This window comes from Massilia sp. IC2-278, from assembly GCF_020708045.1.
Taxonomy (GTDB): domain Bacteria; phylum Pseudomonadota; class Gammaproteobacteria; order Burkholderiales; family Burkholderiaceae_D; genus Telluria.
Window position 1 is genome coordinate 107336 of record NZ_JAJFES010000009.1, and the last position, 24158, is coordinate 131493.

Here is a 24158-nt window from a genome sequence, read left to right on the forward strand (position 1 = left end):
ACGTGAACAACAAACCCGTCCGCCGCGTGGTGATCGCCGGCGGCGGCACGGCCGGCTGGATGGTCGCCGCCTGCCTGAGTAAATCGCTCGGCAAGCGCCTCGACATCAAGCTGGTCGAGTCCGACGAAATCGGCACCGTGGGCGTGGGCGAAGCCACCATTCCGACGCTGCAGAACTTCCACCACCTGCTGGAGATCAACGAGCAGGAATTCATGGCCGCCACCCACGCCACCTTCAAGCTGGGCATCAGCTTCGAGAACTGGCGCGACGTGCACCAGGATTACATCCACTCCTTCGGCAATACCGGCATCGACCACTGGACCGCCGGCTTCCAGCACTTCTGGCACAAGGGCCGCGAGCGCGGCCTGGCCGGCGACTATGGCGACTACTGCCTGGAGCACCGCGCGGCCCAGCTGAACCGCTTCGCCCACCTGCCCAAGCAAGGCATGAACTACGCCTACCACATGGACGCCGGCGCCTATGCGCGCTTCCTGCGCCGCTTCAGTGAGCACTACGGCGTGCAGCGGGTCGAGGCGAAGATCGTCGACGTGGTGAAGGACGCGCAGGCCAATACGATCCGCTCGGTCAGGCTCGATTCCGGCACCGAACTGGAAGGCGACCTGTTCATCGACTGCAGCGGCTTCCGTGCCCTGCTGATCGGCGGGGCGCTGGGCGTGGACTACGAGGACTGGTCGCACTGGCTGTTCAACGACAGCGCCGCCGCCCTGCAAACCGCGTCCAGCGGCGAAGCCGTGCCCTACACCCGCTCGATCGCGCGCGAAGCCGGCTGGCAGTGGCGCATCCCGCTGCAGCACCGGGTCGGCAACGGCCACGTGTTTTCGAGCCGCTTCATCGACGACGAGGCGGCGATCGCTACGCTCAACCGGCACGTCACCGGCGAGCCGCTGATGCAGCCGCGCGTGATCCGCTTCCAGCCGGGCCAGCGCAAGGAGGTCTGGGTCGGCAACTGCGTCGCCATCGGTTTGGCCAGCGGCTTCCTGGAGCCGATCGAATCGACCAGCATCCACCTGATCCAGCGCGGCATTGTGCGCCTGATGCAGATGTTCCCGTCGAACGGCATCCGCGCCAGCGACGTGGCCGAGTACAACCGCCAGGCGACCGACGAGATCGCGCATATCCGCGACTTCATCGTGCTGCACTACAAGGTGACGAATCGCCGCGACACGCCCTACTGGCGCGCCTGCGCCGAGATGGCCGTGCCGGCCTCGCTGCAGCACCGCATCGACCTGTTCCGCGAGACCGGGCGCGTATTCCGGGCGCCGAACGAGCTGTTCGCGGAGAACTCGTGGATCCAGGTGATGCTGGGACAAGGGATCATGCCGGACGGGCACCACCAGACGGCGGACTTGATGGGCGATGCGGAGCTGAAGGGCTTCCTGGACAACATCAGCGGGACGGTGAACCGGACCGTGGCACAGTTGCCGCCGCATGAGGCGTACGTGCGCCAGTACTGCGGCGTCGCCAAATAAACCCGCGCCGAACAAAGGTCTGCGATATCGTTGACGTCGACCGTACGGTGGGCACCCCGTGCCCACGCGGAACGTCGCGTCGTGTTGACGTTTGATCCCGCCGAAAAACAAGCGCCGCGTTATCGCTTCTGAGGCGATAACGCGGCGCTTGCTTCATGCCACGGACATGCTGTATCACTGTGCCGCTTTCCGCGTGGGCACGGAGTGCCCACCGTACGGTCACGGCCGCGGGTTCCCGTTATTTGTCGGTGCCTTCGCGGTGCAGCCCCGCATACTTCACCCCGAAGAACAGGATGAACAGATAGCACGCCGCCGGCACCAGGAAGGAGATCTGCAGCCCGATGTCGTCCGCCAGCCAGCCCTGGATGAGGGGTACGATGGCGCCGCCGACAATGGCCATGCACAGGATGCCCGAGCCCTGGCCGGTATGACGGCCCAGGCCATGCAGCGCCATGCTGAAGATGGTCGGGAACATGATCGAGTTGCACAGGCCGACGGCGACAATCGCCCACAGCGCCACCGAACCTTGCGTGAAGGTGGCCAGCAGCACCAGTGCGATCGCGCCCAGCGCATTAAAGGCCAGCGTCTTGCCCGGGCTGACATAGCGCATCACGGCAAAGCCGATGAAGCGGCCGACCAGCGCGCCGCCCCAATACATGCTGACGTACTTGGCCGCCGCCGCGTGATCCAGGCCCGCGATGTGCGGCTCGCCCAGGAAGTTGACCAGGAAGCTGCCGATACTGACTTCGCCGCCCACATACACGAAGATCGCCACCGCGCCCAGCACCAGGTGGCGGTAGCTCCAGGCCGAGCCCTTGCCGGCGACGCTTGCCGCGGCCGGGCCTTCTTCATGGTTGATTTTAGGGAGGCGCGCCAGCGCGAACAGCACGGCCAGGATCGCCAGCGCCGCGGCGAGCGCCAGGTAAGGCCCCTGCACGGTGGCCGCTTCCTGGGCCTTGTAGGCTGCCTGCTCGGCCGCCGTCATGGCCGCCAGCTGGTCGGCGCCGACCGCGGCCGCCGACAGGATGAGCACACCGCCCAGGGCCGGGCCAACCGTGGTGCCGAGCGAATTGAAGGCTTGCGTGAGCGTCAGGCGGCTCGATGCGGTGCGTGCCGGTCCGAGCACGGTGACGTAAGGGTTGGCCGCCACCTGCAGGATCGTAATGCCGCTGGCCAGGACAAAAAAGGCGAACAGGAACAGCGCGTAGCCGCTCTGCGCTGCCGGATAGAACAGCGCGCAGCCGGCGGCGGCGATCAGCAGGCCGGTGACGGCGCCGCGCTGGTAGCCGATGCGGCGGATCAGGCCGCCGGCGGGAATCGAGACGATGAAGTAGGCGCCGAAGAAGCAGAACTGCACCAGCATCGCCTGCACGTTGGTGAGTGTGTAGATCGACTTCAGGTGCGGGATCAGGATGTCGTTCAGCGAGGTCAACAGCCCCCACATGAAGAACAGGATGGTGACGATGACCAGCGGGCCGGTGTTCGATTTGAACTCGCCCTCGTGTGCGGCAGCGGCGCCCTTGTCGATGCGTGGACTGCCTGCGGTGTGTTCCATGTTGCCTCCTTCAGTGCTTCTTTATTGTTGGTTGGCGATGTGCGCGGACAGCATGGCCGCCACGCCTTGCAGCGCCGGGTAAGGTTCGGTAATCAGCCAGGTCGGAATGCGCGCGAGATAGGGCGACAGGCGCCCCTTGTCTTCGAATCGCCGCCGGAACGAAGACTGCGCAAACAAGGATCCCAGGCGCGGCACGATGCCGCCGCCGATGTACATGCCGCCGGTGGCGCCCAGGGTCAGGGCGACATTGCCGGCAACGCTGCCGAGGATACCGCAAAACGTCTCGACTGTACGAATACAGGCGTCGCACGAGCCGTCCAGTGCCTGGCGCGTGATGTCGGCCGCGGCCAGCGAATCGCCCGACAGCACGCGGTGGATCGCTTCCAGGCCCGACCCGGACAGCAGGCGCTCGGCCGACACATGGCCGTACTCTTCCTGCAGCCGTTCGAGGATGACGAACTCGTCGCGCGTGCAGGGCGCAAAGCTGGCATGCCCGCCCTCGCCCGCCAGCGCGGTCCACTGGCCGCCGGCCGGGATCACGCCCGACACACCCAGGCCGGTGCCGGGGCCGATCAGGCCGATCGGACGTCCGCTCAGCTCGATGCCTCCGCCCGCATCTCCTCCTATACGTTCGCGCTGGTACGACTGCAGATAAGGCAGCGACATCGCCAGCGCCGCGAAGTCGTTCACCACCAGCAGCGTCGACAGCGCGCGCTCGTCGCGCAGGCCGGCAATCGAAAAGCTCCAGTGGTGATTCGTCATGCTGACCCGGTCTTCCTCGACCGGATTCGCGATCGCGATCGCCGCATGGCGGATGCCATCGACCGCGAAGCCGCGCCGGCCGGCCGCGCCGAGGTAGCTGTGCATGGCGTCGGCCAGCGTCGCGTGGCCGGCGCAGGGCAGCACCTCGATGCAGTCGAAGCGGCCCTCGTGATGCAGGGCAAAGCGCGCGTTCGTGCCGCCGATGTCGGCGACCAGGCTGGGCATGTTCATTTCAGCTCCTCGCAGCGCACGGCGTCGGCTTCCTTCGCGCCGCCGCCCAGGATGTCGATGTTGGTGAACGAGGCCGTAAAGGCGGCGCTGCTGCCCACCACGAACGGCGCCTCGACCCGCGCCAGGTCCGCCCCGCGCGCGCTGAAGCAGGCCAGCGGAATCTTGACCGTCTGCTTGCCCTTGCCGGCCAGGCGCGCGAACAGCGCGGTGGCGTCGAGCGGCGTGCCGCAGGCGGCGTTGGCGCCGCAGGCCATGGCAATGGTCACCTTGCCCGCCGGCGCGGCGCTGACGATGGTGTCGAAGCGCAGCGCGCCATCCGCCGCAGCGGCAGGCGGCAGCACCATGGCCTTCGTGCCGCGCGCCTCGATGCTGGCAGGCCCGGTCCAGGTGACCTGCTTCGCATCCTGCTGGGTGTTGATCTGCGAGGTCTGCACGCTGACGTTCGGCAGCGTGAAGGTGGCGTTCAGGTCGGCGCCGAGCGGCTTGAACTCGCCGCCGCTCCTGATCGCCAGCGGGAAGCTGGCGCGGTCGGCCTGGCCATACACCGGGAAGCTGTTGCTGACGCCGCAGCCGCCGGCCGGGTAATTCGCATCCAGCCGGCCGAGTTGGGAACGCGTGCCCGTGCGCAGGCCGTAGCCGAGCTTGAACAGCGGATCGTAGTTCGCGCTGCCGGCGTTCAAATCGGTCTGGCAGACGGTCTTCGGCCACGAGAACGACAGGGTGCCCGTGAAGTCGTAGCGTTTGCTGCCGGCCACCAGCAGATCGGCCACGCCCTTGCCTTCGCTGCCCGGCAGCCAGGCGGCGACAAAGGTATCGGACAGGTTCATCAGGTCGTTGACCCAGAGCGGACGCCCGGCCACGAACACGGTGACCACCGGCTTGCCCTTGCCGGCGACCGCCTGCAGCACGGCCAGGTCTTCCGGATGGCGGCCGCTGTGGCGCAGCGTGCCGGTCGGGCCGATGTCGCCGTCGCCTTCGGCATACGGGGTTTCGCCGATCACGGCCACCACCGCGTCGAAGTCGGCCACGTTCACCCCCGCCCCATCGGCGCTGTAGCTCACGTTGGCGGCGCCGGCCGCTTCGCGGATGCCGGCCAGGATGCTGTCGGCGTTCGGGAAGTCGGCATTCGTGTTGGCCGTGCCCTGCCAGGTGAGCGACCAGCCACCGGTCTGGTTCGAGATGCTGTCGGCGGTCTTGCCGACCACCAGGATCTTCTTGCCCTTTGCCAGCGGCAGCGCTGGTCCCTCGTTCTTCAGCAGCACCAGCGACTGGCGCACGGCACGGCGCGCCAGGGCGCGGTCTTGCAATGCCGCGTCCTTACCGGCATAGGCATTGGTCGAAGGCCGCTTGCCGAACAGGCCGGCGCGCAGCTTCACGCGCACGATGCGGGTCACGGCGTCGTCGATGCGCGCCATCGGGATTTCGCCGCTTTCCACCTGTTTGGCGGTGTTGGCGATGAAAGCCTTCCAGTCGTCCGGCACCATGAACATGTCCATGCCGGCGTTCACGGACTGGGCGCAGCTGTCGTTGCGGCAGCCCGGCACTTCGGCAATGCCGTTCCAGTCGCTGACGACGAAGCCGTCGAAGCCCAGCTTGTTCTTCAGGATGTCGGTGATCGCCACCCGGCTGCCGTGCAGCTTGCCGTGTTCCGTACCGGTTGCAGTATCGGTCCAGCTGTTAAACGAGATCATGACCGTCTGCGCGCCCGCTTCCAGGCCGGGGTAGTAGCCCTGGCCGTGGATGTTCATCATCTGCTCGGCGCTGGCCTTGGTGACGCCGCGGTCCTTGCCCTGGTCGGTGCCGCCATCGCCCATGAAGTGCTTGATCGAGGCGACCACGTTCGCGTCCTTGTCGAAGCGGCCCTGCAAGCCCTTCACGTAGGGGCCGGCATAGCTTTTCACCAGCAGCGGGTCTTCCGAGAAGCTTTCGTAGGTGCGGCCCCAGCGGTCGTCGCGCACCACGGCCACCGTCGGGCCGAAGACCCAGGCGAGACCCGTGGCGCGCACGGCGCGCGCGGTGGCGGCGCCGATCTCGCCGGCCAGCTTCGGATCGTGGGCCGCGCCCAGGCCGATGTTGTGTGGGTAGATGGTGGCGCCGACCACGTTGTTGTTGCCGTGGACGGCGTCGATGCCCCAGATCACCGGCACCTTGATCGCCATGTCGGTGGCCATCGAGGCGTCGTAATAGGCGTTGGCCAGCGCCAGCCAGTCGGCGGCAGTGGCGTGCTTGTTGTTGTTCGGCCAGCTGCCGCCGCCGTTCAGCACCGAGCCGAGGTAGTAGCGCTTGACGTCTTCCGGCGTGGCGGTCTTGATCTCGGCCTGGGTCATCTGGCCGATCTTCTGGGCCAGCGTCATCTTGCCGACGATCTCGGCGACGCGCGCTTCCAGCTTCGCGTCCCTGGCGATCGCGCTCTTCGGCGCGGGCCAGTCGGTCAGCGCAGCCGTGGGGGCGGCAGTGGCGGGCAAGGCAAAGGCGACGGCCAGGGCCAATACAGACAGGTGCAGCTTCTTGTTCATCTCGTCTCCGTGTTTTTATCGTGTGTTAGTCCTGGCGCAGGAAGCCGCGGTACCACTTGCCGCTGTCCTTGAGCGTGCGTTGCTGGGTGTCGTAGTCGATGTGCACCAGGCCGAAACGGCGCCCATAACCCTCGGCCCATTCGAAGTTGTCGACCAGGCTCCAGGCGAAATAACCCTTCACCGGCACGCCGCCGTCAATCACATCGCGCAGCGCCGCCAGGTGGCGCTGCAGGTAGCGGCGGCGCTCGGTGTCGTTGACGCTGCCGTCTTCGCCCACCACGTCGTCGTAGCAGGAGCCGTTCTCGGTGATGTACATCGGCCCCGGATGATAGTCGTTCTCGATGCGCGCCAGCAGTTCGGCCAGGCCCTCGGGCGCGACTTCCCAGCCCAGGGCCGTGGTCTCGACGTCCTGCGGCGGCAGCACGCGCACCGCCAGCGGTCCCACGCCCGGCGCATCCTGTATGGTCTCGGGGAAGTAGTAGTTCACGCCCAGGAAGTCGGTCTGTACGGCGATGGCCTCCAGGTCGCCCGGGTGCACGGCCGGCGCCGCATCCTTGATCAGGTCGATCGTATCCTGCGGGTAGCCGCGGCCGTACAGCGGATCGAGGAACCAGCGGTAGCGCAGGCCGTCGTGGCGCAGCTTGGCCGCTTCGTCCTCAGGGCTGCTGCTCGCCGCGCGCAGCGGGTGCAGCGACAGCGACAGGCCTACCTTCGCATCCGGCACATTGGTGCGGATCAGCGGCACCGCCTTGCCGTGCGAGAGCAGCACGTGGTGGCAGACCTGAAGCGCGGTGGCGAAGTCGGTGTGGCCGGGCGCATGCAGGCCTTCCCAGTTGCCGATGAAGGCGGTGCACCAGGGTTCGTTGTGGGTGATCCAGTGCTGCACGCGGTCGCCCAGGCGGCGCGTCATGGCATCCACGAATTCGAGATACGCGTCGACCGTGCTGCGCTCGGCCCAGCCGCCGCGGTCCTGCAGGAATTGCGGCAAGTCCCAGTGGTAGAGCGTGGCCCAGGGCTGCAGGCCGCGTTCGAGCATGCCGTCGACCAGGCGCGAATAGAAGTCCAGGCCTTTCCCGTTCGGCTTGCCGCCAATTTCAGAGAAGATGCGCGGCCAGGCGATCGAGAAGCGGTAGGCGTTCAGGCCCATGTCGCGGCCGATGTCGAAGTCCTCGGGCCAGCGGTGGTAGTGGTCGCAGGCCACGGCGCCGTTGGCGCCACCCTTCACCTTGCCGGGGGTGGCGGCGAAGCGGTCCCAGATCGACTCGACGCGGCCGTCTTCGAAGCCGGCGCCTTCGATCTGGTAGGACGAGGTGGCGCAGCCCCACAGGAAGTCGGAAGCGAATTCGCTGCGCGCGGGCGGATGCTGGTCTGTGCTGTTCGTTGTCGTCATGGTCTCGGTTCGGTGGACAATAGTCGAATGTTTTGGAAAGCTTTCCATACTCGTTTCAAAAAAAAGCGCCAGGCCGGCGCCTTTTCCGTCTGTTCGTGTTCATGCGGCCTTCGGGCGGCGTGCGCGTTTGCCTACTGCGCCCACTGCGCCCACCTCGCCCGCCTGCGCCAGCGAGGCGCGCAGCGTCACCGATACCGGGAAGCTGCGCTCGACCGGGCGCTGCAGGTCGTAGCAGCGGTTCAGCAGCGCGTTCAGGCCGTTCAGCGTCATTTCGCGCCAGGGCATGCGTACCGAGGTCAGGCGCGGCGCCGAGAATTCGGCGCTCGGCGTGTCGTCGTAGCCGATCACGGACAGATCGTGCGGCACGCGGATGCCCGCCTCCTGGAAATAGGACAGCGCGCCGACCGCCATCTCGTCGTTGGCGCAGAACAGCGCGCTGCACGGGTTGCCCGATTCGATCAGGGCCTTCGCCGCTGCCCAGCCGCCGGCCGGCGAGAAATCGCTCTCGGCCACCCACAGCTTGCCGGTGTCGATGCCCGTCTCTTCCAGCTCGGCCTTGAAGCCTTCGACGCGCTCGACGTTGTCGATCAGGCTGGCCGGGCCGGCGACAATCGCGATGTCGCGGTGGCCGTGTTCGAGCAGCGTGCGCGCCGCCAGGCGTCCGCCCAGGCGGTGGTCGACCATGAAGCATTGGTCGGGAATGCCGGCGAAGCTGTGATTCAGCGCCACCAGCTGGCGGCGCTTGGCGCCCAGCGCCGCAATGTCTTCTTCGAGCAGGGCGCCGGTCATCACGATCAGGCCGTCGCAGCCGCGCTCGAGCAGGAAGTCGATGCCGTCGATCGCCTGGCGCCGCGCGTCGCCCAGGCCGACGCCAAAGGCGACCACCATGTGCAGGCCGGCTGCGCGCAGTTCGGTGTCGATGATCTGCAGGATCGGCGTGTAGAAGGTGCCCGAAAGGACAGGAATGTAGACGCCGATCATGCGGCTGGAGCCGGACAGCAGCGCGCGCGCGGCGTGCGAGGGCCGGAAACCCAGCTCGTCGATCGCCTTCTTCACGCGCTCGAGCGTCGCCGGCGAGACCGAACCCTTGCCGCTGACCACGCGCGACGCGGTTCCCAATCCCACGCCTGCCAGGCGCGCTACGTCTTTGATCGTTGCCACACAATTCCTTCGTCTATCGTTGTTGTCGTCCGCATGGAAGCATACTCCATGCCTGCATATCTTTACAGCCGCCTACCATCAGCCGGGTCGAACAGCGACACGCGCGCGGCATCGATCCCGAAGCGCAAGGCCTGCCCTGCCGTGAACACGGCCGGCCCGTGCACGATGGCCGACAGCACCTGGCCGCCGCAATCGAGCCACAGCACCTGGTGGTTGCCCATCGGTTCGACCAGGGTCACGGTGCCTTTCAATGGGCCGTCCACATCGATGTGCACGTGTTCGGGCCGCACGCCCAGGGTCGCCGCGCCGGTCGGCATGGGTTCCTGCAGGGCCAGCGCCAGGCTGCGCGAACTGAAGCGGTTGTGCAGGTCGACCTCGCCCTCGATGAAGTTCATCGCCGGCGAGCCCAAAAAACCCGCCACGAAGCGGTTCGCCGGGCGCTCGTACACCTCGGCCGGGGTGCCGATCTGCTGCACGACGCCGCCTTGCATGACGACGATGCGCGAGGCCAGGGTCATCGCCTCGACCTGGTCGTGGGTCACGTAGATCATGGTCGAGCCGAGGCGCGCGTGCAGGAGCTTGAGTTCGCGGCGCAGTTCGGCGCGCAGCTTGGCGTCGAGGTTCGACAGCGGTTCGTCGAACAGGAACACGCCGGCTTCCCGCACCAGGGCGCGCCCGATCGCCACGCGCTGGCGCTGGCCGCCCGACAGTTGGGCGGGCTTGCGCGACAGGAGTGCGTCGAGCTGCAGCATTTCGGCGGCGCGTTCCACACGGCGCGCGATCTCGGCCTTGGGCGTGCCGGCCATCTTCAGGCCGAAGGACATGTTGTCCTTCACCGTCATGGTCGGGTACAGCGCATACGACTGGAACACCATGCCGATGCCGCGCTCGCTGGGATCGGCCAGGGTCATGTCCTGGCCACCGATCTCGATGCTGCCGGCCGTCGCGTCGATCAGGCCGGCGATGCTGTGCAGGAGCGTGGACTTGCCGCAGCCCGAAGGCCCGAGCAGCACCAGGAATTCGCCCGGTTCGACCTGCAGGTCGAGCTCGCGGATGATGGGCTTGCCGCCGAGCGTGATGGAGAGTTTGCGTAAATGGACGTTAGCCATGCATCAGCCTTTCACGGCGCCGGCGGCGATGCCGCGCACAAACCAGCGTCCGGAGAAGAAGTAAAGCGCCAGCGGCACCAGGGCCGTGAGGATGGTCGCGGCCATGTTCACGTTGTACAGGCGGATGCCGGTGGTGGTGTTGATCACGTTGTTCAGCTGGACCGTCATCGGCAAATTGTCGCGCCCGGCGAACACCAGGCCCAGGATGTAGTCGTTCCACACGCCCGTCACCTGCATGATGGCCGCCACCACGATGATGGGCACGGACAAGGGCAGCACCACGTGCAGGAAGATGCGCCAGAAGCCGCCGCCGTCGATGCGCGCCGCGTGGAACAATTCCTGCGGCAGGCTGGCGTAGTAATTCCGGAACAGCAGGGTCATCACCGGCATGCCGAAGATCAGGTGCACCAGCACGATGGCGGGCAAGGAGCCGAAGATGCCGGCGCCGGCCAGCAGGCGCACCAGCGGATAGATCATCACCTGCACCGGGATGAAGGCGCCGGCCAGCAGCACGCCGAACAGCAGGTTCGCGCCGCGCGGACGCCAGAAGCTCAGCGCATAGCCGTTGATGGCGCCGACCAGGATCGGCAGGACCGTGCTCGGCACCGTGATCGCCACCGAATTCCAGAAGCCACCGCGGATGCCTTCGCAGGAGGCGCCGGTGCAGACCTGGCTCCAGGCCTGGCGCCAGGGTTCGATCGTCCATTCGGTCGGCAGCGCCAGGATGGAGCCGGCGCGGATCTCGTCCATGCCCTTCAACGAAGTGACGAGCATCACGTACAGCGGCAGCAGGAAGAACAGCGCGGCGCCGAACAGGAAGACGTAGATGCCGACACGCGCCGGCGTGAAGTGGCGGCGGCGCGCACGGGCCGCAACGGGCACACGCACAACTGGGGTCTGCAAGGTGGTCTGCGCCATCATGCCCTGCCTCGTTCACGACTGCGGCGGCTGCGGGCATAGGCGTAAGGCGCCAGCAAGGCCACCACCGGTACCAGCAGCATGATCGCGCCGGCCGAGGCCAGGCCGATGTTCGAACGCAGGAACAAATGGTCCATGATGAACTTGGCCGGCACTTCGCTGGCCGTGCCGGGGCCGCCCTGGGTCATGGCGACCACGGCGTCATACAGCTTGACGACACTGGTGGCCAGCAGCAGGAACACGGTGGCGATTGTCGGCCACAGCATCGGCAAAATAATCGATACGTAGACCCGCCAGGCCGGGATGCCGTCCAGGCGCGCCGCCTTCCAGATGTCGCCGTCGATGCCGCGCAGGCCGGCCAGCATCAGCGCCATCACCAGGCCTGCCGATTGCCAGACGGTGGCGATCACGATGGTGTAGATAGCCATGTCCTGGTCGACGATCCAGTCGAAGACAAAATCCGGGAAGCCCAGGCGCGCAATGGCGCCGTCGATGCCGGTACCGGGTGTGAGCAGCCATTGCCACACCAGCCCGGTGGCCACGAAGGACATCGCGTACGGATACAGGAAGACGGTGCGCAGCACGCCCTCGCCGCTGACGTTCTGGTCGATGAAGACGGCGAGCAGGAAGCCGATCACCAGGCAGGCCAGGATGAACAGCAGGCCATACACGGCCAGGTTGTTCAGCGAGAGCATCCAGCGCTCGTTGTCGAACAGGCGCGTGTACTGCGTCATGCCGATGAATTTATCGGACGGGAAGGTGCGCGAGGCCGTGAACGAGGTGCGCAGGGTCCACGCCATCGTGCCGAGATAGGCAACGATGACGGTGAGCGCCATCGGCAGCAAGGCTGCATAGGGCATGGCCGCGCGGATCGGACGGGCCAGCATCTTATTCCTGCAGCGCCGCGGCGAGGTTCTTCTGCGCCTTCTCGACCGTCATGTTGGTGTTCCAGTAGGCGGTCAGCACGTCCTGCATGGCGCCGTTCTGGTCCGGGGTCAGGTAGACCTCGGACACGCCCAGGTGGCGCGAGCGGTCCTTCATGATGGCGATGCCCTTCTGGGCGCAGGCGTCGGCTTGCGAGGCGTCGACATCGGTGCGCACCGGCACCGAGCCTTTGAGTTTACTGAAGGCGAGCTGGGTGTTCGGCGCCACCACCACGCTGGCCAGCAGCTTCTGCGCCTGCACCGCCTGCGCGTTGCGGGTCTTCGGGAACACGAAGACGTCGCCCTGCATCAGGTAAGGCGCGTTCGGCGCCAGGCCGGCGATGCAGCCGAACTGCTGGTCCGGCACCTGCTTCGCGGCCGTGAACTCGCCCTTGGCCCAGTCGCCCATGATCTGCATGCCGGCCTTGCCCGAGATGAGCATGGCAGTGGCGTCGTTCCAGTTGCGGCCGGGCGAGCGTGCATCCACATAGCTTTGCAGGCGTTTATACGCCAGCAGCACGTTGCGGAAGGCCGGCGAGGCGATGGCCTTCGGGTCGCGGTCGCGCAGCACCTTCAGGTACAGGTCCTTGCCGCCCAGGTTGGACAGCATGGCGGAAAACAGGATGGTCTCTTGCCAGGCCTGGCCGCCGTGGGCCAGGGGCACGATGCCGGCCGCCTTGAGCTTGTCGAGGGCGGCGAAGAATTCGGGGACGCTGGCGGGTTCTTTCGCAATGCCGGCTTTCTGGAACGCCGCCTTGGAATACCAGATCCAGGTCTGCATGTGGATGTTCAGCGGTACGGCATAGTAATGGCCGTCGACCTTGATCACGCTGACGATGGGTTCGGGCAGCAGCTTGTCCCAGTTCTGGGCGCGCGCCACGTCGTCGACGTTGTTCAGCATGCCCTGCTCGATGATGTCGAAGAACTGCTTCGAGGTGTTGAACTGGGCGGCGGTGGGCGGGTTGCCGCCGACGATGCGGTTGACGGTGACGGCGCGCGACTGGTCGCCGCCGGCGATCGCCGTGTCGACCCAGACGCCGCCGGCGGCGCGGTAGGCCTGGGCCACCTGCTTGACGGCGGCCGATTCGCCGCCCGAGGTCCACCAGTGGATGACTTCGGCCCGGGGCGCGCTAGCCCGCGGCGCCGAACTGGCTGCCGCCGCGCCGGCGCCGGCTGCGAGCGTGTTTGCGCTGGCGAACAAGGCCGCGCAGGCGCAGGCCAGCGCCCTATTCTGTGCTTTGTACATCGTGTCTCCGATCCATCGCCTGTCCTTGTCGGTACGTTTTTGGAAACGTTACCAGCGGCTTTGTCCGACTATAGCATCACGCGATTTTTTGTGTCAATTGATAACTTTTTTGTTTCTTGAGCAGTCGGTTGCTGTTTATGCAGAAACGTTGTGGTATCGTTTCCAACGCCTTCTTCCCTTGCAGTCAATACGGCGCCGGCTTACCATAAAAAAATATTTGGGAGACATTATGCACACAGCCATGGGGACGACCGAGATCTTTTTGATCGCGATGCTCGTCATCTTTACCCTGCCCTACCTGATCTGGCGGCTGGGGAATACCGACTATTGGGCGCCGCTGGTCGTGGTGCAGATCATCACTGGCGTGCTGCTCGGCCCCGGCATCCTCGGCCGCGCCTATCCCGAGTATTACAACTTCGTCTTCAACCCGCAGGTGATGGGCGCCATGAACGGCATCGCCTGGTGGGCCGTGATGCTGTTCGTGATGATCGCCGGGATCGAGCTGGACCTGAAAAAGGCTTGGGAACACCGGCGCGAGAGCATGATCACGGCTTCGCTGGCGCTCGGCACGCCGCTGGTGTTCGGCTGCATCGCCGCCGTGGGCATGCTCGGCTACGCCGGCTGGAAAGGCGCCCAGGCGCACGACTGGCAGTTCGTGCTGGGCGTGGGCATGGCCTGCGCGGTGACGGCGCTGCCGATCCTGATCCTGCTGATGGAGAAGCTGGAGATCCTGCGCGAGCCGATCGGCCAGCGCATCCTGCGCTACGCCAGCCTGGACGACATCGCGATCTGGGGCGTGCTGGCCCTGATCCTGCTGGACTGGGACCGCGTCGGCCGCCAGCTCGGCTTCTTCCTGGTGTTCGGCATCGCCACCCTGCTGTTCCGGCGCCTGATGGCCTGGCTGGAAGAGCGCGACCGCTGGTATGCGATGCCGGTCTGGCTTGCCCTGTGCGCGCTGGCCGCCGACTGGGCCGGGCTGCACTTCATGGTCGGGGCCTTCCTGGCAGGCGCCGTGAGCGAAGCGTCGTGGTTCGACCAGAAGCGCCTCGACGCCCTGCGCCAGCACCTGCTGCTGACCTTCATGCCGGTCTACTTCCTGAGCACCGGCCTGAAGACCAACTGGGCGGTGGGCGGCTCGGCCGTGTTCGTGGCGGCGGCGGTGCTGCTGCTGGCGTCGGTGGCGGGCAAGCTGGCCGGCACCCACATCGCGGGACGCATCCTGGGCTGGAGCCGCACCGAATCCTCGATCATCGGCTGGCTGCTGCAGACCAAGGCGCTGATCATGATCATCTTCGCCAACATCCTGCTCGACAAGGGCGTGATCACCAACGAAACCTTCACCGCCCTGCTCCTGATGGCGATCGGCAGCACCATGCTGACGGTGCCGGTGGTGTATCCGAAGCTGCGGGCGGCGGCGCAGCTGGTGTTCAAGACGAGTTGAGTCGATCAGCGCGCGGGCCGATCCATCTAAATCGGCCTGCGGCGGCAACCGTACGGTGGGGTCATTGATGCTGGGGGCATCAATGACAAAGTGCCCACGCGGTTACGGGCGTGTCCTTCTTGCGTCGGCTGCGGAACGTCGCTCGCGACATATCCGATGAACGAAAAACCATGCATGGCGCCGGGCCAAGCTCCACGTCAGCGGGCGAAAAGTCGCCGCACGCAGTGCAAGGATAGACACGTAACCGCGTGGGCACGGGGTGCCCACCTTACGATCCTTGCAGCGGGCCAGGCTTGCTGCCGCGGGCTGCGGTTACAACTCCACCCGCGCCACCGCTTCCTTCAACGCCGCAAAGCAGCGCGCATCGAGCGCGGTGCCGACGGTCTTTTCCATCATGGCCAGCGCCTCCAGCGGCGGGATCGCCCTGCGGTACGGCCGCTCGGCGGTGATGGCGTCGAAGATATCCGCGGTGGTGATGATGCGCGTTTCCAGGTCGATCTCGTCGGCCACCAGGCCGCGCGGGTAGCCGCCGCCGTCGAGCCGCTCGTGGTGGGCGCCGGCGATGCGGCCCAGTTCGGCAAAGGCGGCGATCCGCGACAGGATGATCTCGGTGAACTCGGCATGGCGGCGCACCGCAGCCCATTCGTCGCGGTCGAGCGCGCCAGGCTTGTCGAGGATGCTGTTGCTCACACCGAGTTTGCCGACGTCGTGCAGCAGCGCACCGCGTTTCAGCCAGCGCCGCCGTTCGGGCGACAGGCCGAGCGCCTCGCCGATCATGTCGGTGTACAGCGCCACGCGCGCGCTGTGGCCGCCGGTATAGGGGCTCTTCGAGTCGACCACCTGGCCGAAGGCGGTGGCGATGTCGTCCAGGTAGTCGTCGTCGATCGGCATGGTGTGCTCGGCCGGCTCCATGGCGAACACGGTCGCATCCAGCCCCGGGTCGGCCAGCATGGTCCAGAAATCGTCGCTGGCGGCCACCTCGCCAAAGCAGCGCACCAGCTCCGGGTCGAGCCAGGTGCCGTTGCGGTGGCGCAGTTCGGCCAGGGCCGCGGCCTTGCCGCCGGCCGTGTGGAACACGTCGACCAGCTGGGCCAGCATGGCGATGCGCGCGTACACGGGAATCGCCTCGCCCTTCAGGCGCGCCGGCTTGCCCTTGCCGTTGTAGTGTTCATCAAGGCTGTAGATGCCGGCCGCCACGGATTCGGGAAAGCGCAGCAGGCGCGCGATCTCGGCGCCGCGCGAGCAGCGCGTGACGATCAGTTCCTGGGCCGTGCTGCGGCCTTCGCGCAGCATGGTCAGCACGGCGCGGAAGCGCTCGGACAGGCCGGCCTTCAGGCCGGTGTGCTTGAGGACGAAGGCGATCAGGTCCGGCGTGCTGTCGCGCACCGCCTTGAAGTCGCGCTTGAAGCCGAGGTCGTCGGTCAGGTACAACTCGCAGATGCGCGCCGCGTTGCTGCTGCAGCCGACGTCCTTCAGCAGCAGCGTGTAGTAGAGCTCCCACAGCTGTTGCCCGTTCAGTCCGGCCATGGCGCCGACGCGCATGCCGATCCAGCACGAGCGCACGCAATGGCCCTCGGGCTGGCCCTCGGTCAGGTCGAGGGCGTAGCTGAGCGACCCGATCAGCTCGGACAGCTTGAGCGAGCCGGCGGCGGTATGCACCAGCGCATCGGGGAATCGGTCCATGGCGGGGAATTTCTGTGTGGAAATAATTCATTCTACGCGACACGACCCGTGCGCACGATTGACAACCCCTAATGTCAAAAATACTGGACGAAGCGTGTTGTTTTGCCGCATACATGCGCCACGGTTTATTGTAGAGCTTGCCAGCTTGCCGTTTTGCCACGCGACCGTATTTGCATGGATATGGTAAATTGCTGGATTACCAATACCGCGCTATTGCCATTGCTTGCCCTCGCTCGCCGGCGCAACAGGACACGACGGCATGCACCGGACATCGGCAGCGCAGTCGTGCCGGCCCTTCTTGTACTGACTGGACCACCTTGAATTCGCGACACAGCTTTCTCGCCGGCGGCGGCGACATGGGCGCACTCATGCGCGAGCACGACTGGCGCCACCATCCGCTCGGCACGCCGGATACCTGGCCCTCCACGCTGAAGACCCTGGTCCGCCTCCTGCTGTCGAGCAACCACCCGATGTTCATCTGGTGGGGCGAGGACCTGATCCAGTTCTACAACGACGCCTACCGCCAGACCCTGGGGCCGGAACGCCATCCGCAGGCGCTCGGCGCGCCCGGCCGGCAATGCTGGGCCGAGGCCTGGTACCTGATCGGGCCCGACATCGAACGCGTGATGGCCGGCGGATCGACCTGGTACGAAGACCGCCTGGTGCCGCTCACCCGCAACGGCGTGCGCGACAATATCTGGTGGACCTATGGCTACAGCCCGATCGAGGACGAAGCGGGAATCCGCGGCGTGCTCGTGATCTGCAAGGAAGTCACCGAGGAACACCTGCTGCGCGAGCGGCTGGAGCAGACCAACCACGCCCTGATCGAGACCATGGACGAAGGCTTCTGCCTGATCGACATGGTGCGCGACGAAACCGGGCGCGCCGTCGACTACGAATTCGTCGAGGTCAACAAGGCCTTCTCGCAGCAGACCGGCCTGCGCGATTGCGTGGGGCGGCGTGCGCGCGAGCTGGTGCCGGGGCTGGAGCAGCGCTGGATCGACATCTACGACGAGATCGCCGTCACCGGCGAAGCGCGCCGCTTCGTCGAGGGCTCGTCGGCGATGGGCCGCTGGTTCAGCGTCTACGCCAGCCGCATCCGGCATCCCGGCGGGCGCCGCGTGGCCCTGCTGTTCACCGACATCACCGAGCGCAAGCAGACCGAGGAAGCGCTGCGCGAGAGCGAGGCGAAGTTCCGCACCATCGCCGACGCCATGCCGCAGATGATCTGGTCGGCCACGCCCGACGGCCGCTTCGACTATGCCAACGCAGGCTGGCGCGATTTTGCCGGCGTGGCGCCGGAGTCGCTCCACGGCGCCGGCTGGAAGGCCCTGGCCGATCCCGACGAGCTGCCGGCCCTGCACGCCGCCTGGTTCGCCTCGCAGGACGGCGGCGCGCCGTTCGAGATCGAGCACCACGCGCGCCACCGCAGCGGCGAATGGCGCTGGGTGCTGACGCGCGCGCTGCCGGTGCGCGACGCCGATGGCCGCATCCTGCGCTGGATGGGCACCATGACCGACATCCACGACCAGAAGACCATCTCCGAGGAACTCAGGCTGGCGAACAGCCGCAAGGACGAGTTCCTGGCGATGCTGGCCCACGAACTGCGCAACCCGCTGGCGCCGATCAGCACCGCGGCCCAGATCCTGAAGTTGTCGGGAAGCGACCCGAAGCGCCTGGCGCATGCGAGCGACGTGATCGGGCGCCAGGTGCGCCACATGGTCGAGCTGGTCGACGACTTGCTGGACGTGTCGCGCGTGAACCGCGGCCTGGCCGAACTGGAACGCGTCGAGGTCGACATGCGCACGGTACTGCACGGCGCGCTGGAACAGGCGCGTCCGCTGATCGAGCGCCAGCGCCATACCCTGGTGGAGGAAGTGGGGCCGGGCAGCGCCATCGTCATCGGCGACAGCAAGCGCCTGGTGCAGGTGCTGGCGAACCTGCTGACCAACGCCGCGAAGTACACGCCGGAAGGCGGACGCATCGCGGTCGCGCTGTCCACCACGCTTGATGAAGTGCGGCTGTCGGTGCGCGACAACGGCATCGGCATCGAGGCGCCCCTGCTGCCGCACGTGTTCGACCTGTTCACCCAGGCCAAGCGCACCCCGGACCGCTCGCATGGCGGCCTCGGTCTCGGCCTGGCCCTGGTGCGCAGCATGATCGTGCTGCACGGCGGCCGCGTGGAAGCCGACAGCGCCGGCCTGGGCCAGGGCAGCTGCTTCACGGTGATCCTGCCGCGCCATGCGCCGGCGGCGGCTGGCGATACGGGCGGCGATGGCGCGCCGCTGCCGGCGCAGGCGGCCGGGCAGCCGGCGCCGCTGCTTGTGCCGCGGCGCGTGCTGATCGTCGACGACAACCGCGACGCCGCCGAATCGCTGTGCGTGGTGCTGAACGCGGCCGGGCACAGCGTGGCGGTGGAAACGACGCCCGAAGCCGCGCTGGCGCGCGCGGCCGGCGAAGCCATCGACGTCTACCTGCTCGACATCGGCCTGCCCGGCATGGACGGCCACCGCCTGGTCGAGCACCTGCGCGCCATGCCGAATGCCGCCGATGCGCGGATGATCGCGCTCAGCGGCTACGGCCAGGCCCGGGACATCGAGGCCTCGAAGCGGGCCGGCTTCGACGCCCACCTGGTCAAACCTGTCGAACTGCCGCAACTGCTCGCCCTGCTGGAGAGCTGAAACACCAGGGCCGCCCTTTGGCGGCCCATACCGGATTCACGAAAACGCTTGTTTCGTCCTGCAAACCCGTTGCTGTCGAGTAGGCCCAGGCCTACACGGATTACTTGTCGTTCTTGTGGCTTTGCGAGCCTGCCCTGGCATGCTGCTCCGGCGTGCCGCCGCGCGTGGCATTGCCCTGGCCGCCGCCCTGGCCGCCCTGGTTTCCGCCCTCGCCGCTACCTTGACCTCTGCCGCTTTGCTGGCTGCCGCCGCCGCCGCTCTGGTTATTGCCGTCGTTCTTGTGGCTCATCGAGCCTGCACGGCGTGCCTCTTCCGACGAGAATTCATGCGCATTTCCCGAGGCATGCGCCGCGCGCCCGCCTTCGCTGGCGATCTCGCGCTGGCGTTGCGGGTCCATCGATGCGAAGCCGCGGTTGCTGGTGTCGCCTGCCTGCTTGTTGCCCTGATTGCCGTTGTTACCGCCCTGGTTGTTCGATGCCATGGTGACCTCCTGGTTGGGTTGAAATCAGCCCGTGGTTGGCTGAGACAGGTACATGGTAGACACCTGGCAGCTGTGAAGGCACAGTATGCCGGCCGTCGGCCTGTAGGACTGGTCCGATAGCGATGTCGGCCCGGACTGGCGCATTCAAGGCAATCTTTTCAGATAAACCCGAACGCTTCAGCGTCCCAGATACCGGCCCCGGGCGCCGCCGGCGGCGCCCCGTTCCTGCACGCCGAGCCCGCGCGCACGGGCGATATCGCGCAGCAGCAGGCGCAAATCGCCGCCCTTGACCGGCTTCACGAAGTGGTAGTCGAAGCCGGCCGCCAGCGCCGCGCGCTGCGCCTCTTCGCCGCCATAGCCGGTAACCGCGACCAGCACCGCGCCGGCCCCGGCCGCCTCGGCGCGCAGGCGCCGCGCCAGCTCGTGGCCGTCCATGCCCGGCAGGCCGATGTCGAGCAGGTAGACGTCGGCCGCATGCAGGCGCGCCTGGTCCAGGGCCTCGCCTGCAGTGTGGACGGTGCGTACCGCATGGCCGAAATGCTGGACCATGATGCCCAGCATCTGGGCGGCGTCGCGGTTGTCGTCGACCACCAGCACCTCGAGCGCCTGGCCGGCGGCGGCCGGAAGCTGGGCCGCCTGCGCACCGCCGGCGTGGGCCGCGCCGGGCGCCAGCGGCAGGGTCAGCGTAAAGCAGCTGCCCTGCCCCGGCCCGCCGCTGTCCACGGCGATCTGGCCCCCATGCAGCTCGACCAGCCGGCGCACCACGGCCAGGCCGATGCCGAGCCCGCCCTGAGCGCGGTCGGCATCGCGCTCGGCCTGGGCGAACAGTTCAAAGGCGCGGCCCATCAGCTCGCGCGTCATGCCGATGCCGTTGTCGCTCACGCTCAGGCGCGCGCGGCCGGCCTCGGCCTGCGCCGCCAGGCGGATGCGGCCGCCCGGCGGCGTGTACTTGGCGGCGTTGTTGAGCAAGTTGGCCACCACCTGCACCAGGCGCTTGCGGTCGCCGCAGACGGTGAGCGGCGCCGCCTGCACGTCGAGCGCGAGGCTGTGGCCGCGCGAGGCCACCAGCGGCTGCACCTGCTCCACCGCTTCGGCCACCACCGTGCTCAGGTCGAGCGGCGACTTGTCGATCACCGCCAGCCCGCGCGTGATGCGCGACACGTCCAGCAGATCGTCGACCAGGCCGGCCAGGTGGCGCGCCTGGCGCCCGATGATGGCGCTGGCCTGCTTCACGCCGGCCGGTGCGGCAGCGTCCTGCACCAGCAGCTCGGCCGCCGCCATGATCGGCGCCAGCGGATTGCGCAGCTCGTGCGCCAGCATGGCCAGGAACTCGTCCTTGCGGCGGTCGGCGTCGCGCAGCGCGTTTTCGGCGCGCAGGCGCTCGGTCATGTCGAGCAGGACCACGACGGCGGCGTCGACCTGGCCGTCATGCCCGCGGATCGGCGCGGCCGAGCACACCACGATGCGCCGCGCGCGGCTGGCGCCGAAGGTCTCGATCTCGATCAGGTGGTGGGCGCTCGGTTCGCCGCGCAGGGCCGCCGCCAGCGGCCACTCATCGACCGCCAGCGCCTGGCCATGGCGCGCCGAGCCGTCGGCCCACCAGCCCTTCCATTCGGAAAAATCGAGCGGGGCCGCGCCCGGCTCGCAGTGGCGGCACCAGAGCGCATCGTGGGCCACGTTCGCATCGATCACCTTGCCGCGGGTATCGGCCAGCACGATGCCGACCGGCGCCGCCTGCAGCACGGCGCCCAGGCGCGCCCGCTCCGCCTCGGCCTGGCGCGCGGCGTCAAGCGCTTCGCGCCGGCTCAGCAGCAAGGCTTCTTCCGCCTGCTTGCGTGCGGTGACCTCGATGCTGACATGCTGGATGCAGCGCAGGCTGCCGTCGGCGCCGAAGATCGGCGTATTCGTCACGCTCCAGAAGCGCTCGACGAAGACTTCGCGGCCATCCGGCAGGATGCTGCGGATCGGGTAGCGCTGGGTGGTCAGGGATTGCGGCTCGCCGCTGGCCAGCACGCGCGCCAGCGCATTGCGCAAGGCCGTCACGCCATTGCTGTACGGATCGTCGGGATCCTCGGGCGCGGCGGGTAGCGCGGCAAACAGCAGGCGGCCGACGAGTTGTTCGCGGGTATGGCCGACGTCGCGCAGGAAGGCGTCGTTGACGTCCAGGATCACCGGATCGGCGCTCGCCGACAGCACGATGGTGCCGATCGGCGACCGGGCGAACATCGACTGGTAAAGAGTGGCGTCGAGCATGGTGCGGCTTCCTGTGACTAGCGAACGAGCTAGCCTAGCCCAGCCATGCGAAGTTGCCGGTGCGGTAATTAACGGTTTGCCATATTTAACGACTTGCGGCCCGCATCGGGGCCGGACTTGGCGCGCTGCCGCCGTGGACAGCCAGCCCGTTCAGCTGCCGAAACGGAAGAAAATGCCGACCGCCAGTTCCGCCCACACATAGGCGAAGGCCAGGCCCAGCAGGCCCACGCCGGCCAGGCGCTGGCGCCGGTTCGGCAGGCGGCGCAGCAGCAGCTCGAGCACGCTGCCGGCGCCCAGCAGCAGCACGGCGGCGGCGAGGAAATCGCTGCCGGTCCAGTTCACTTCGCCCGTGAAGCGCATCGCCACCAGCGGCACCAGCAGGATCGCCGCCGTTCCGAGTACGACCCGCAGCCAGCCCTTGCCGTTGCCGTGTGCATTGCCGCCATGTCCGCCAATCATTGTGCTCATTGTTCTTCTCCGGGCCGTCGCTGTGGGTGGATGGCCAGTGTGCCATGATTGGCACGGGCATTCAACATGCGCTGCCTTGTGCGCCCGGTGCGCGCAAGGGACGTAAAAAAAGCGGGCCAGGCCCGCTTTTTTTTGTTGCAGCAGCAAGGACCCGATCAGGCCTTGTTGTTGCGGCGGCGCACTGCCACGCCGGCGCCCAGCATGGCGACGGCGAACAGGGCCAGCGAACCTGGCTCCGGTACTTGCGCATCTTCCTCGGCCAGCTTGAACTGGCCATTGCCGCCGATGAAGAAGTACTGGTTGTTGCGGTTGCGGTAGGCGTTGCCGTTGCAGCCGTTACCCGTGAAGCCGGCGAACTGGCAAATGATCTCGCTGACCTGGGTCGCGTCCGGACGGCCGATGGTGTTGGCGTTGGTAAAGGCGAACGACAGGATCGATTCTTCCGACAGGTCGGCGCCATTCGAACGGAAGAAGTAACCGCTGTCGAGCATGCCCGGCGCGGCGCTGGCGAAGACGCTTACCTGGCCATTGTTGACCGGGCTGCCGTTGGCATTGACCATGCCGCCGCCGCCTTCCAGCACGTTGAACTCGGCGATCTGGTTGCCGAGGTTGGCGCCGTAGAAGCCGGCGGTCGTGGCGTATTGCTCGTTCGTCGGGTTCTGGTACATGCGGATGGTGCCGCCCGTGAAGGTAAAGGCGCCACCGAGGGTGCCGGTGCCTTGCGCCGTGAACGTGGCGGTGATGTTACCTCCGGCATACCGCAAGGGGAACAGCTTGCCGTTGCTGTCGGCTTGCGTGATGTTGAAGACGGCCGTTTCCGTGAAATTGAAATTGTTGTTGCCGGTGTTCGTCAATCGGATAAAGGCGTTGCCGTTGACGTCCAGGTATTCGTTGATGACCTGACCGCCTGCGAAACCGCCACCAGTGGGGTTGAAGACCCAATTGTTGAGGACTGGACCAGCGTTTGCGGCACCAGCCGTCGACAGGGCTACCGCCGTCGCGCAGAGGAGTTTCTTGAAGAGTTTCATGTTCGGTTTTCCGTAATGAGTGGCTGTTGGTAACAACCTGAGCCTTGGAAAAGCAATCACCGTGCCACCACGCCTTAGCCCCAAAAAATCAAGGGTTTACGCCATCCAGGACCGGTAAGCGTAAATACATGTAAGAATTTTCGACACTTTTGGTGGCGGGGAAACTCGACTGTATAGCATCGCCTGGAAACGCCGCGTGTGGCGCGACCGCCTGCGCCGGCATGGACAATATGTCCACCCAACGGAACATGCAGATTCCAGGCCAGCTCCTATAATGCGCTCATGCACAGGATAACGAGACACTGGACCGCGTACGCCTGGATCGCCGCCCTGGCCATCCTGTTCAACGCGCTCGCCCCGGTCGTTTCGCAATCGCTGAGCCTGGCGTCCAGCACGGCGCGCCAGGTCGAAATCTGTACCGCGATGGGCATCGAGATGGTGCCGATGGCGGACGGCGCCTCCTCGTCTGCTCCTTCCTCCGACGCCCTGCTCAAGGGGCTCATGCACTGCGCCTACTGCGCGCCGCATGCGGGCGCGTTCGCCCTGCCGCCGCCGGCCGCCACGGTGGCCGCCGTCGTGACCGGCCACGACGCCTATCCCCCACTGTTCTATCGTGCGCCGCAGCCGCTGTTCGGGTGGCTGTCCGCCCAGCCGCGCGCCCCGCCCGCGCTGGCCTGACCCGCACCCGCCCTTCCAGCCGCCTGCACGCGCCGCCGTTCACCGAATTGCGGCGCCAGCCTGAGAACCCTGCGCACCATGCCGGTGGCGCGTGGTCTCACCCATGGCGGCCGGCATCGACCACCGGCAGCACGAACAGAACAT

Annotated in this window: 18 protein-coding genes; 4 read left to right on the forward strand and 14 right to left on the reverse strand. The window is 67.0% G+C overall.

Annotated features, from left to right (window positions below; all coding sequences use genetic code 11):
- Positions 1 to 2 precede the first annotated feature (2 nt).
- Complete coding sequence (locus tag LK540_RS17035) at positions 3 to 1490, forward strand: tryptophan halogenase family protein (protein WP_374041369.1); 1488 nt, start codon at positions 3 to 5, stop codon at positions 1488 to 1490.
- Between the two features lie 238 nt (positions 1491 to 1728).
- On the opposite strand, the gene fucP is transcribed toward LK540_RS17035, so the two are convergent.
- From fucP to LK540_RS17080, 9 genes are all read right to left on the reverse strand, one after another.
- Positions 1729 to 3045 carry an L-fucose:H+ symporter permease gene (gene fucP, locus LK540_RS17040; RefSeq protein ID WP_229438497.1) on the reverse strand — a complete coding sequence of 439 codons (1317 nt, stop codon included), beginning with the start codon at positions 3043 to 3045 and terminating at the stop codon, positions 1729 to 1731.
- A gap of 21 nt (positions 3046 to 3066) precedes the next feature.
- Complete coding sequence (locus LK540_RS17045) at positions 3067 to 4038, reverse strand: glucokinase (protein WP_229438498.1); 972 nt, start codon at positions 4036 to 4038, stop codon at positions 3067 to 3069.
- Positions 4035 to 6554 carry an exo 1,3/1,4-beta-D-glucan glucohydrolase gene (locus LK540_RS17050; RefSeq protein ID WP_229438499.1) on the reverse strand — a complete coding sequence of 840 codons (2520 nt, stop codon included), beginning with the start codon at positions 6552 to 6554 and terminating at the stop codon, positions 4035 to 4037. Before LK540_RS17050 ends, LK540_RS17045 begins: the two co-directional genes overlap by 4 nt.
- A gap of 25 nt (positions 6555 to 6579) precedes the next feature.
- Positions 6580 to 7944: a GH1 family beta-glucosidase gene (locus LK540_RS17055; protein WP_229438500.1), complete on the reverse strand. Its 1365-nt coding sequence runs from the start codon at positions 7942 to 7944 to the stop codon at positions 6580 to 6582.
- Between the two features lie 99 nt (positions 7945 to 8043).
- Entirely contained in the window at positions 8044 to 9105 is a 1062-nt protein-coding gene (locus LK540_RS17060; protein ID WP_229438501.1) for a LacI family DNA-binding transcriptional regulator, read from the reverse strand.
- 62 nt (positions 9106 to 9167) lie between these two features.
- The gene (locus tag LK540_RS17065; RefSeq protein ID WP_229438502.1) at positions 9168 to 10214 is read right to left on the reverse strand and encodes an ABC transporter ATP-binding protein; all 1047 of its coding nucleotides are present in this window, start codon (positions 10212 to 10214) and stop codon (positions 9168 to 9170) included.
- 3 nt (positions 10215 to 10217) lie between these two features.
- Positions 10218 to 11135 (reverse strand): carbohydrate ABC transporter permease, encoded by a 918-nt coding sequence (locus LK540_RS17070; protein ID WP_229438503.1) that lies wholly within the window; start codon positions 11133 to 11135, stop codon positions 10218 to 10220.
- The gene (locus tag LK540_RS17075) at positions 11132 to 12019 is read right to left on the reverse strand and encodes a carbohydrate ABC transporter permease (protein WP_229438504.1); all 888 of its coding nucleotides are present in this window, start codon (positions 12017 to 12019) and stop codon (positions 11132 to 11134) included. The genes LK540_RS17070 and LK540_RS17075 overlap by 4 nt, the downstream gene beginning before the upstream one ends.
- A gap of 1 nt (position 12020) precedes the next feature.
- Positions 12021 to 13301 (reverse strand): ABC transporter substrate-binding protein, encoded by a 1281-nt coding sequence (locus LK540_RS17080; RefSeq protein WP_229438505.1) that lies wholly within the window; start codon positions 13299 to 13301, stop codon positions 12021 to 12023.
- Between the two features lie 229 nt (positions 13302 to 13530).
- Between LK540_RS17080 and LK540_RS17085 the strand changes: the two genes are divergently transcribed.
- Positions 13531 to 14742 (forward strand): cation:proton antiporter, encoded by a 1212-nt coding sequence (locus tag LK540_RS17085; protein ID WP_229438506.1) that lies wholly within the window; start codon positions 13531 to 13533, stop codon positions 14740 to 14742.
- Between the two features lie 312 nt (positions 14743 to 15054).
- Here the strand turns inward: LK540_RS17085 and LK540_RS17090 are convergent, their stop codons facing one another.
- Entirely contained in the window at positions 15055 to 16425 is a 1371-nt protein-coding gene (locus tag LK540_RS17090; protein WP_229438507.1) for an HD-GYP domain-containing protein, read from the reverse strand.
- Between the two features lie 317 nt (positions 16426 to 16742).
- On the opposite strand from LK540_RS17090, the gene LK540_RS17095 reads away from it, so the two are divergent.
- Positions 16743 to 19106, forward strand: a complete 2364-nt coding sequence (locus tag LK540_RS17095) for a PAS domain-containing protein (protein WP_229438508.1) — start codon at positions 16743 to 16745, stop codon at positions 19104 to 19106.
- 100 nt (positions 19107 to 19206) lie between these two features.
- Here LK540_RS17095 and LK540_RS17100 read toward each other — a convergent pair whose 3' ends face one another.
- The 4 genes from LK540_RS17100 to pepA all read right to left on the reverse strand — a co-directional run bounded on the left by LK540_RS17100 (position 19207) and on the right by pepA (position 23336).
- Positions 19207 to 19587 carry a KGG domain-containing protein gene (locus LK540_RS17100; RefSeq protein WP_229438509.1) on the reverse strand — a complete coding sequence of 127 codons (381 nt, stop codon included), beginning with the start codon at positions 19585 to 19587 and terminating at the stop codon, positions 19207 to 19209.
- A gap of 177 nt (positions 19588 to 19764) precedes the next feature.
- On the reverse strand, positions 19765 to 21840 hold the full coding sequence (locus tag LK540_RS17105) for an ATP-binding protein (RefSeq protein WP_229438510.1): 2076 nt from the start codon (positions 21838 to 21840) through the stop codon (positions 19765 to 19767).
- A gap of 150 nt (positions 21841 to 21990) precedes the next feature.
- Positions 21991 to 22308 (reverse strand): hypothetical protein, encoded by a 318-nt coding sequence (locus LK540_RS17110; protein WP_229438511.1) that lies wholly within the window; start codon positions 22306 to 22308, stop codon positions 21991 to 21993.
- A gap of 155 nt (positions 22309 to 22463) precedes the next feature.
- Positions 22464 to 23336 (reverse strand): flocculation-associated PEP-CTERM protein PepA, encoded by an 873-nt coding sequence (gene pepA / locus LK540_RS17115; protein WP_229438512.1) that lies wholly within the window; start codon positions 23334 to 23336, stop codon positions 22464 to 22466.
- 282 nt (positions 23337 to 23618) lie between these two features.
- Between pepA and LK540_RS17120 the strand changes: the two genes are divergently transcribed.
- On the forward strand, positions 23619 to 24014 hold the full coding sequence (locus LK540_RS17120; RefSeq protein ID WP_229438513.1) for a DUF2946 domain-containing protein: 396 nt from the start codon (positions 23619 to 23621) through the stop codon (positions 24012 to 24014).
- The last annotated feature ends 144 nt before the right edge of the window (positions 24015 to 24158 follow it).